Raw genomic sequence first — 8,429 nt, forward strand, 5'->3', positions numbered from 1 at the left:
GCTGGGTACGGGCCAACGTCGCGGGCTTCCGCGAACTGCTCTCGCCGCTGCTGGGCAAGGTCCAGGAGCGGCGCGCGAACCTCCCGGGCGGGGCCGTGCTCGGCGCCGTCGGCGGCAAGGTCACCGGCGTCGAGGTGGGGATGCTGCTGTCGTTCCTCTCCTCGCGGGTGCTGGGCCAGTACGAGACGTTCGCCCCGGCCAGCCGGGACCTGCCGGGCGGCGCCGACGGCGGCGGACGGCTGCTGCTGGTGGCACCGAACATCGTGCACGTGGAGCGGGAACTGGAGGTCGACCCGCACGACTTCCGGCTGTGGGTGTGCCTGCACGAGGAGACGCACCGCACCCAGTTCACCGCCGTGCCGTGGCTGCGCGACCACCTGCGGATGGAGATCCAGTCCTTCCTGGAGCAGACCGACATCGACCCCTCCACCCTGCTGGAGCGGCTCCGCGAAGCCGCCCAGGCGCTCACCGGCGGCAAGCCGGGGGAGAAGTCCGGTGACGGGGAGCGGGAGGGCACCGAGGAGCGGCCCAGCCTCGTGGAACTGGTGCAGACCCCCGCCCAGCGCGAGATCCTCGGCCGGCTGACGGCCGTCATGTCGCTGCTGGAGGGGCACGCCGACTACGTGATGGACGGGGTGGGCCCCCAGGTCGTCCCGACGGTCACCGAGATCCGGGAGAAGTTCCAGAAGCGCCGTGCCACCGGCGCCGGCCGCCTCGACCTGGCGCTGCGCAAGCTGCTGGGCCTCGACGCCAAGCTGCGCCAGTACCGGGACGGGGAGCGGTTCGTGCGCGCCGTCGTGGACGAGGTGGGCATGGAGGGTTTCAACCGTGTGTGGACGTCACCGAACACCCTTCCGACCAAGGCGGAGATCGCCGAACCCGCCGAGTGGATCGCGCGGGTGCACCGCAGGGCCGACTGAGCCGTACGGGAGCCGCGGATGCCTCCCCAATCACTCTTCTGAGGGACCGTGCGGGCCTTGTACGCGTGCGATGCTCTGGGAACGCGGTTCGTCTCTGTCACCATCGGCATACACAGCGTGATAAGAGTCGGCAGAGTCGGCCGGTAATTTCCCCCAAGCGCCCCACAGGACCGCGGAGCCCCCTCGCGCGGTCGGCGCAGATCCTTGACGAGGAAGTGAATCGGACATGGGTCCCCACCCCGCGGTCGCCGCGATACGCCTGGCGGTCCGCCGCACACTCCACGACGTGCTCAGCGCTCAGGTGACGGCCGCCCCCCTGGCCGCCGCACCCTCGGCGACGGCCCCCGCCGCGGCCGGCCCCGGTGCCGCCGCCCCCGGCCCCGCCGAGCGGGCGCCGCTCGTCCTGGTGGCGTGCTCCGGCGGCGCCGACTCCATGGCGCTCGCCTCCGCGCTCGCCTTCGAAGCCCCCCGCCTCGGCCTGCGCGCCGGAGGCGTCACCATCGACCACGGCCTCCAGCCCGGCTCCGCCGAGCGGGCCCAGGACGTCGCCGACCGGCTCACCGATCTCGGGCTGTCCCCCGTCGAGTCGGTCGCCGTCCAGGTGGGCCGCACCAGCACCGGCCCCGAGGCCGCCGCCCGCGAGGCCCGCTACGCCGCCCTGGACGAGTGCGCCGAGCGGCACGGCGCCGCCGCCGTCCTGCTCGGCCACACCCGCGACGACCAGGCCGAAACGGTGCTGCTCGGCCTCGCCCGCGGCTCCGGCACCCGCTCCCTGTCCGGCATGGCCGCCGTCTCCGGACCCGGTGGCCGCTACCGGCGCCCTTTCCTGGGCGTGGACCGCCAGACCACCCGCAAGGCGTGCATGGTCCAGTCCCTCCCCGTCTGGGACGACCCGCACAACGCCGACCCGGCCTACACCCGCTCCCGGGTGCGCCACGAGGCGCTGCCCGCGCTGGAGAAGGCGCTCGGCAAGGGCGTCATCGAGGCCCTCGCCCGTACGGCGCAGCTCTCCCGCGACGACGCCGACGCGCTCGACGCGTGGACCGACGACGCCGAGCGCGCCGTCCTGCACACCCCCACCGTGCCCGGACAGCAGGAGGAGCCGGGCGCCGCCGCCGTCCACGTCGAGCTGGACGTCGCACGGCTGTACGCGCTGCCGCCCGCGGTACGCCGCCGCGTGCTGCGCCGGGCGGCCATCGAGGCCGGCTCCCCCGCCGGCTCGCTGTTCGCGCGGCACATCGAGGAGATGGACCGCCTGCTGACCGCCTGGCGCGGCCAGCGGGCCCTGAACCTGCCCGGCCGTGTCGAGGTCGCCAGGCAGGGTGGCAGACTGGTCGTCCGGCACGGCTCACCGAACTGACCGGCGTCCCGGCACCCAACCCGGGTCGGCCACCCGGTCTCCCGGCGGGTCAGGAGATGTGGCGGACCTCGACGAGCGAGAGCAGCACGGGTGGACGAGAAAGACATGGGCACCGACCTGGAGTCGGTGCTGGTCAGCAAGGAAGAGATCGACGCGAAGCTGGCCGAGCTGGCCGCGAAGATCGACGCGGAGTACGCGGGCAAGGATCTGCTGCTCGTCGGCGTCCTCAAGGGCGCCGTCATGGTCATGGCCGACCTGGCGCGTGCCCTGGCGAACCCGGTGACCATGGACTGGATGGCCGTCTCCTCCTACGGGGCCGGCACCCAGTCCTCCGGCGTGGTCCGCATCCTCAAGGACCTGGACACCGACATCAAGGGCAAGCACGTCCTGATCGTCGAGGACATCATCGACTCGGGCCTGACCCTCTCCTGGCTGCTGTCGAACCTGGGGTCGCGCGAACCCGCCTCCCTGAACGTGTGCACACTGCTGCGCAAGCCGGACGCCGCCAAGGTGGCGATCGACGTGAAGTGGGTCGGGTTCGACATCCCCAACGAGTTCGTCGTCGGCTACGGGCTCGACTACGCCGAGAAGTACCGCAACCTCCCCTTCGTCGGCACCCTCGCGCCGCACGTCTACGGCGGCTGACGGTTCCGTACCCCGGGGACGGGAACACAGGGACGGTGCCCCTCGTTCAGGCTTCGGAGGACGGTGTGGTTGACCGTCCTCGGCGGCGCCGGGTGACAATGCTGGGGTACCGTCCGAAGGTCAGGCTTTTCAACTCACTGTGGCAGGAGGGACGGGGCGCACGCGCTCCGTATGGATGGACGTGAAGCGATACTTCCGCGGGCCGGTCATGTGGATCGTGCTGGCCGTCCTTGCCGTGGTCGTGTTGATGCAGGTCGTCGGCTCGTCCGGCGGCTTCAAGACGGTGGACACCGGCCAGGTCGTACAGGCGATCCGACAGGACAAGGTGAAGTCCGCCGAGCTCACCACGGGTGACGAGCAGATCGTCAAGCTCGAGCTCAAGGACGGCGCCAAGGTCGAGGACAGCGACAAGATCAAGGCGAGCTACATCGACGACCAGGGCGTCGACATCGCCAAGGAGCTCCAGCAGAAGTACGACCAGAAGGAGATCCCGAAGGGGTACACGGTCGCGCCCGAGAAGCAGAACCCGTTCGTCGGGATGCTGATCTCGCTGGTGCCGTTCGTGCTGATCATCGTCATCTTCCTGTTCCTGATGAATCAGATGCAGGGTGGCGGCTCCCGGGTGATGAACTTCGGCAAGTCGAAGGCCAAGCTCATCACCAAGGACACCCCGAAGACCACGTTCTCCGACGTGGCCGGCTCCGACGAGGCCGTCGAGGAGCTCCAGGAGATCAAGGAGTTCCTCCAGGAGCCCGCCAAGTTCCAGGCCGTCGGCGCCAAGATCCCCAAGGGCGTGCTCCTCTACGGCCCGCCCGGAACGGGTAAGACGCTGCTGGCCCGCGCCGTCGCGGGCGAGGCCGGGGTGCCCTTCTACTCGATCTCCGGCTCCGACTTCGTGGAGATGTTCGTCGGTGTGGGCGCCTCCCGTGTCCGCGACCTGTTCGAGCAGGCCAAGGCCAACGCCCCCGCCATCGTCTTCGTCGACGAGATCGACGCCGTCGGCCGCCACCGCGGCGCCGGCATGGGCGGCGGCCACGACGAGCGGGAGCAGACGCTCAACCAGCTGCTGGTCGAGATGGACGGCTTCGACGTCAAGGGCGGCGTCATCCTGATCGCCGCCACCAACCGGCCCGACATCCTCGACCCCGCCCTCCTGCGCCCCGGCCGCTTCGACCGGCAGATCGCCGTCGACCGCCCCGACATGCAGGGCCGCCTGGAGATCCTCCAGGTCCACCAGAAGGGCAAGCCCATGGCGCCCGACGTGGACCTGAGCGCGGTCGCCCGCCGCACCCCCGGCTTCACCGGCGCCGACCTGAGCAACGTCCTCAACGAGGCCGCCCTGCTCACCGCCCGCAGCGACCAGAAGCTGATCGACAACAAGTTCCTGGACGAGGCCATCGACCGCGTCGTGGCCGGTCCGCAGAAGCGGACGCGGATCATGAGCGACAAGGAGAAGAAGATCACCGCGTACCACGAGGGCGGACACGCCTTGGTCGCGGCGGCCTCCCCCAACTCCGACCCCGTCCACAAGATCACCATCCTGTCGAGAGGCCGCGCCCTCGGCTACACGATGGTGCTCCCCGACGAGGACAAGTACTCCACCACGCGGAACGAGATGCTCGACCAGCTCGCCTACATGATGGGCGGCCGGGCGGCCGAGGAGCTGGTCTTCCACGACCCGACCACGGGTGCGGCCAACGACATCGAAAAGGCCACGGCCACGGCACGGGCGATGGTCACCCAGTACGGCATGACCGAGCGGCTGGGCGCCATCAAGTTCGGCTCCGACCAGTCCGAGCCCTTCCTGGGCAAGGAGATGGCCCACCAGCGCGACTACTCCGAGGAGGTCGCCGGACTGGTGGACGAGGAGGTCAAGAAGCTGATCGAGACGGCGCACAACGAAGCCTGGGAAATCCTGGTGGAGAACCGCGACGTCCTCGACAACCTCGTCCTGGCCCTGCTGGAGAAGGAGACGCTGAACAAGGAGGAGATCGCCGAGATCTTCCGCCCCGTCGTCAAGCGTCCCGCCCGCCCCGCGTGGACCGGCTCCTCGCGGCGCACCCCCTCCACCCGGCCCCCGGTCTCGGTGCCGCCCGCGGCGCTGACCAACGGCAACTCCTCCACCAACGTCGGCAAGGAGATCGGCCCCCGGGACTCGGACGCCATTGTCGAGCCCGCGGACCCCGACAACGGGTAACCGCAGGTCAGCGGGGTTTGCCCCGCACCCACGGAATGACAGCCGCGCCCTTCGCGTTACCGTCGAGGGGCGCGGCTTTCCGCTGTGTGGACGCATGACGGCTGTAGAGGCCAAGGAACGAGGGACCAGATGACCGACCCGGTGACCCTGGACGGGGCGACCCCTACCCCGATAGGCGAGTTCGACGAGAAGCGTGCCGAGAACGCCATCCGCGAACTGCTCATCGCCGTCGGCGAGGACCCGGACCGCGAGGGCCTCCTGGAAACCCCGGCCCGGGTGGCACGGGCCTACCGCGAGATGTTCGCGGGCCTCCGCCAGCGCCCCGAGGACGTGCTGACCACCACCTTCGACCTCGGCCACGACGAGATGGTGCTGGTCAAGGACATCGAGGTCGTCAGCCAGTGCGAGCATCACCTGCTGCCGTTCCACGGGGTGGCGCACGTGGGCTACATCCCGGCCGCGAGCGGCAAGATCACGGGGCTGTCGAAGCTGGCCCGCCTGGTGGATGTCTTCGCCCGCCGGCCGCAGGTGCAGGAGCGCCTCACCACGCAGATCGCCGACTCGCTGATGCGGATCCTGGAGCCGCGCGGTGTCATCGTGGTCATCGAATGCGAGCACATGTGCATGTCGGTGCGGGGGGTCCGGAAGCCGGGGGCCAAGACGACGACGTCCGCGGTCCGCGGCCAGCTGCGTGACTCGGCCACCCGCGCCGAGGCGATGAGCCTGATACTCGCCAAGTAGGCCCACCGGCCCTACGGCGCCGGACCCCTTCTCGCTGCACGGCTGCCGCCTCGCTCCGCACGGGAACGTCCTGGCACGTCCTGGTGGGCGGGCAGGTGGGCGCGGCGGCGGGTGACGCCTACGACCTGGCTCCGCCGGGGGTGTTGTCGTCCTCGTCGTCCGGGAGGCGGCAGATGCGTTCCAGGAGGAGGGCGGCCGCTATCACGGCGATGCCCGCGACGACGGAGAGGCCGGCGTAGAGGGCCTGGGTGGCGCGGGCGGGGACGTCGGCGCGTTCGGTGATCAGGAACAGGCCGGTGCCGCCGTACAGGCCGGACACCAGGGCGGCGACCAGGGCGCTGGCCTGGCCGAAGAGGACGGCGCGGGCGGCCATCATCGGCTCGACGCCCTTAACGCCGGGGACGCGGTCGCGCTGGGCCTTCAGACGGGAGCGGAGCGAGAGGGCGGTGGCCAGCAGGACGGCGGCGATGGCGCCGAGCACGACGGGCGCCGCGACGGGGACGCCGGGCAGGGAGCCCAGCGAGTCCCAGAGCCTCGCTCCGCCCCACGAGAGCACCCCGGCGACGACGAAGAGCGCCGCCAGGGTGCGGACACGGAGTTGGTTCATCGGGCCTCCACCTCGCGGAGGTGCACGGAGATCAGCGGTACAAGGGCACCAACGCTCAGGCGGGCAGGACGAGTTCCAGGTCGGGGCGGGCGGTGACGCCCTCGGTGCCGAGCCCGGCGAGCAGGGCGTCGACCGGTCCGTGACCCGGGACCTCGGCGGCGGGGTCGACGTCGCGCCAGGGCACGAGCACGAAGGCCCGCTCGTGGGCCCGCGGGTGGGGCAGGGTCAGGCCGGGGTCGTCGGAGACGACGTCCTGGTAGGCGACGATGTCCACGTCGATGGGGCGGGGCTCCCAGCGTCCCTCGCGCTTGCGCTCCAGGGCCTCCTCGATGGCGTGGCCGCGTTCGAGCAGGGAGCCGGGCGGGAGGGTGGTCTTGACGATCACGACCGCGTTGAAGTAGCTCGGCTGGCTCTCCGGGTCGACGCCCCACGGTTCGGTCTCGTAGACCGGCGAGACGGCCTTGACCTTCAGCCCGGGGGTGTCCGCGAGGGCGTCCACGGCGCTTTGCAGGCACTCCAGGCGGTTGCCGAGGTTGCTGCCCAGCGAGAGGACGGCGGTCTGCGGGTTGTGCAGTGTCGTGTCGGCGGCGTCGACCTGCTGCACCACCGAGGCGGGCACCGGCTGTACGGTCGGGTCACTGTTCGGCGTCATGCGCGGCTCCGCTTGATTGTGATGGTCACGTCTTCGAAGGGGACGGTGATCGGCGCCTCCGGCTTGTGGACGACCACCTCGACCTCGCGTACGGCCTCGTGCCGCAGGCAGGTGTCGGCGATCCGCTGGGCGAGCGTTTCGATCAGGTCGACGGGTTCGCCCTCGACGACCGCGACGACCTCCTCGGCGACGACGCCGTAGTGGACCGTACGGGACAGGTCGTCGGCCGAGGCGGCGGGGCGTGTGTCGAGGCCCATGTCGAGGTCCACGACGAAGGTCTGCCCCTCCTCGCGTTCCCTGGCGAACACCCCGTGATGCCCACGCGCCTTCAGGCCGCGCAGTGCGACGCGGTCCACGCGCATCACTCCCGTCGGTCGGTACGAATGTGGTGCCGCGGCCGGCGGCACCGGCTCGAATCTACCCGGGTGCCCGGCGGCTCGCGGCGCCGCCTACCCCACAGCACCGCCGCTCACGCGCGCATTCCCGGCCCCGTCCATCGCCCGGACGGGTCCGCCCGTGCGGGTCCTCCGCGCGTCCCGTCGGTGCGGCCTGCCGGTGCGGGCACCCGCACGACGGGGTGGTGCGGCTCACCCGCGGGGGTCTACCCGCCGAAGGGCGGTCCTGGCACGTCGGGCCGTGGGAGGGCGCCGGTCCGCGGAAGAGCGCCGGGGCGGGGGGAGGGGCCTTGTGGAGGAGGGGCCGGCCGGGCTCGTGCGGTGGATCTCACAGTTCGATGTCACCCTGGCCGAGATCGCTCTCGTCCTCGCCGGGGCCGTCCTCCTCCTGCTCGACGAGGACGGGGGAGCCGTGGTGCGACCACAGTCTCCAGGAGCCGTCCTCCGTCCGGCGGAAGACGTTGGTGGCCACGACCAGTCCGCCCACCAGCGGCCCCGCGGAGCCGTCCTCCTCGGCCGGGCCGCCGCTGAGGATGTTCTCGGTGCAGCTGACCAGGGCGGTGTCACCCAGCACGGAGACCTCGACATCGGTCAGGAAGAACTGGACGTACTCGGTGTTCGCCATGATCAGGGCATAGGAGCGCAGCACCTCGCCGCGGCCCGTGAGCACCGGCCAGCCGGGGTGGACGACGCGGACCCCGTGCTCGCCCTCACCGCCCTCCGGGTCCTGCGGGTCCTCGGCCTCGCCGCCCAGCCACATCCGGGAGAGCGCTTCGATGTCGCCTCGTTCGACCGCGTCGTACAGAGCGGTGTTGGCGGCCTCGACCGCCTCGATGTCGGTGGGGGTGCCGCTCATCGGTCCGCCTCCGTCGCGGGGTCTGCCACGGGGGCCGTCGCGGGGTCCCTGGTGGG

General features: G+C 71.3%; 9 protein-coding genes. 5 read left to right on the plus strand and 4 right to left on the minus strand.

Going from position 1 to position 8,429, the window contains the following annotated elements; genetic code table 11:
* From FM076_RS18860 to folE, 5 genes are all read left to right on the plus strand, one after another.
* The coding region (locus tag FM076_RS18860; RefSeq protein ID WP_173872191.1) for a zinc-dependent metalloprotease at nucleotides 1–920 on the plus strand (920 nt) is incomplete at its 5' end.
* A 226-nt stretch (nucleotides 921–1,146) separates the two neighbouring features.
* A complete protein-coding gene (gene tilS, locus FM076_RS18865; protein WP_173872192.1) occupies nucleotides 1,147–2,280 on the plus strand; it encodes a tRNA lysidine(34) synthetase TilS in 1,134 nt (377 codons plus the stop codon).
* A gap of 105 nt (nucleotides 2,281–2,385) precedes the next feature.
* The gene (gene hpt, locus FM076_RS18870; protein ID WP_173874853.1) at nucleotides 2,386–2,925 is read left to right on the plus strand and encodes a hypoxanthine phosphoribosyltransferase; all 540 of its coding nucleotides are present in this window, start codon (nucleotides 2,386–2,388) and stop codon (nucleotides 2,923–2,925) included.
* Between the two features lie 175 nt (nucleotides 2,926–3,100).
* Complete coding sequence (gene ftsH / locus FM076_RS18875) at nucleotides 3,101–5,122, plus strand: ATP-dependent zinc metalloprotease FtsH (RefSeq protein ID WP_173872193.1); 2,022 nt, start codon at nucleotides 3,101–3,103, stop codon at nucleotides 5,120–5,122.
* A gap of 129 nt (nucleotides 5,123–5,251) precedes the next feature.
* Nucleotides 5,252–5,863, plus strand: a complete 612-nt coding sequence (gene folE, locus FM076_RS18880; RefSeq protein WP_173872194.1) for a GTP cyclohydrolase I FolE — start codon at nucleotides 5,252–5,254, stop codon at nucleotides 5,861–5,863.
* A 118-nt stretch (nucleotides 5,864–5,981) separates the two neighbouring features.
* Here folE and FM076_RS18885 read toward each other — a convergent pair whose 3' ends face one another.
* From FM076_RS18885 to FM076_RS18900, 4 genes are all read right to left on the minus strand, one after another.
* Nucleotides 5,982–6,470, minus strand: coding sequence for a DUF3180 domain-containing protein (locus tag FM076_RS18885; RefSeq protein WP_173872195.1), 489 nt, complete (start codon nucleotides 6,468–6,470; stop codon nucleotides 5,982–5,984).
* A 55-nt stretch (nucleotides 6,471–6,525) separates the two neighbouring features.
* Nucleotides 6,526–7,122, minus strand: coding sequence for a 2-amino-4-hydroxy-6-hydroxymethyldihydropteridine diphosphokinase (folK, locus tag FM076_RS18890; protein ID WP_173872196.1), 597 nt, complete (start codon nucleotides 7,120–7,122; stop codon nucleotides 6,526–6,528).
* Nucleotides 7,119–7,478, minus strand: a complete 360-nt coding sequence (folB, locus tag FM076_RS18895; protein WP_173872197.1) for a dihydroneopterin aldolase — start codon at nucleotides 7,476–7,478, stop codon at nucleotides 7,119–7,121. The genes folK and folB overlap by 4 nt, the downstream gene beginning before the upstream one ends.
* Before the next feature lie 367 nt (nucleotides 7,479–7,845).
* A complete protein-coding gene (locus tag FM076_RS18900; protein WP_173872198.1) occupies nucleotides 7,846–8,373 on the minus strand; it encodes a nuclear transport factor 2 family protein in 528 nt (175 codons plus the stop codon).
* Nucleotides 8,374–8,429 lie beyond the last annotated feature (56 nt).

The sequence above is a fragment of the Streptomyces albus subsp. chlorinus genome (genome assembly GCF_013302895.1).
In the GTDB taxonomy this organism is placed as follows: Bacteria; Actinomycetota; Actinomycetes; order Streptomycetales; family Streptomycetaceae; genus Streptomyces; species Streptomyces chlorinus.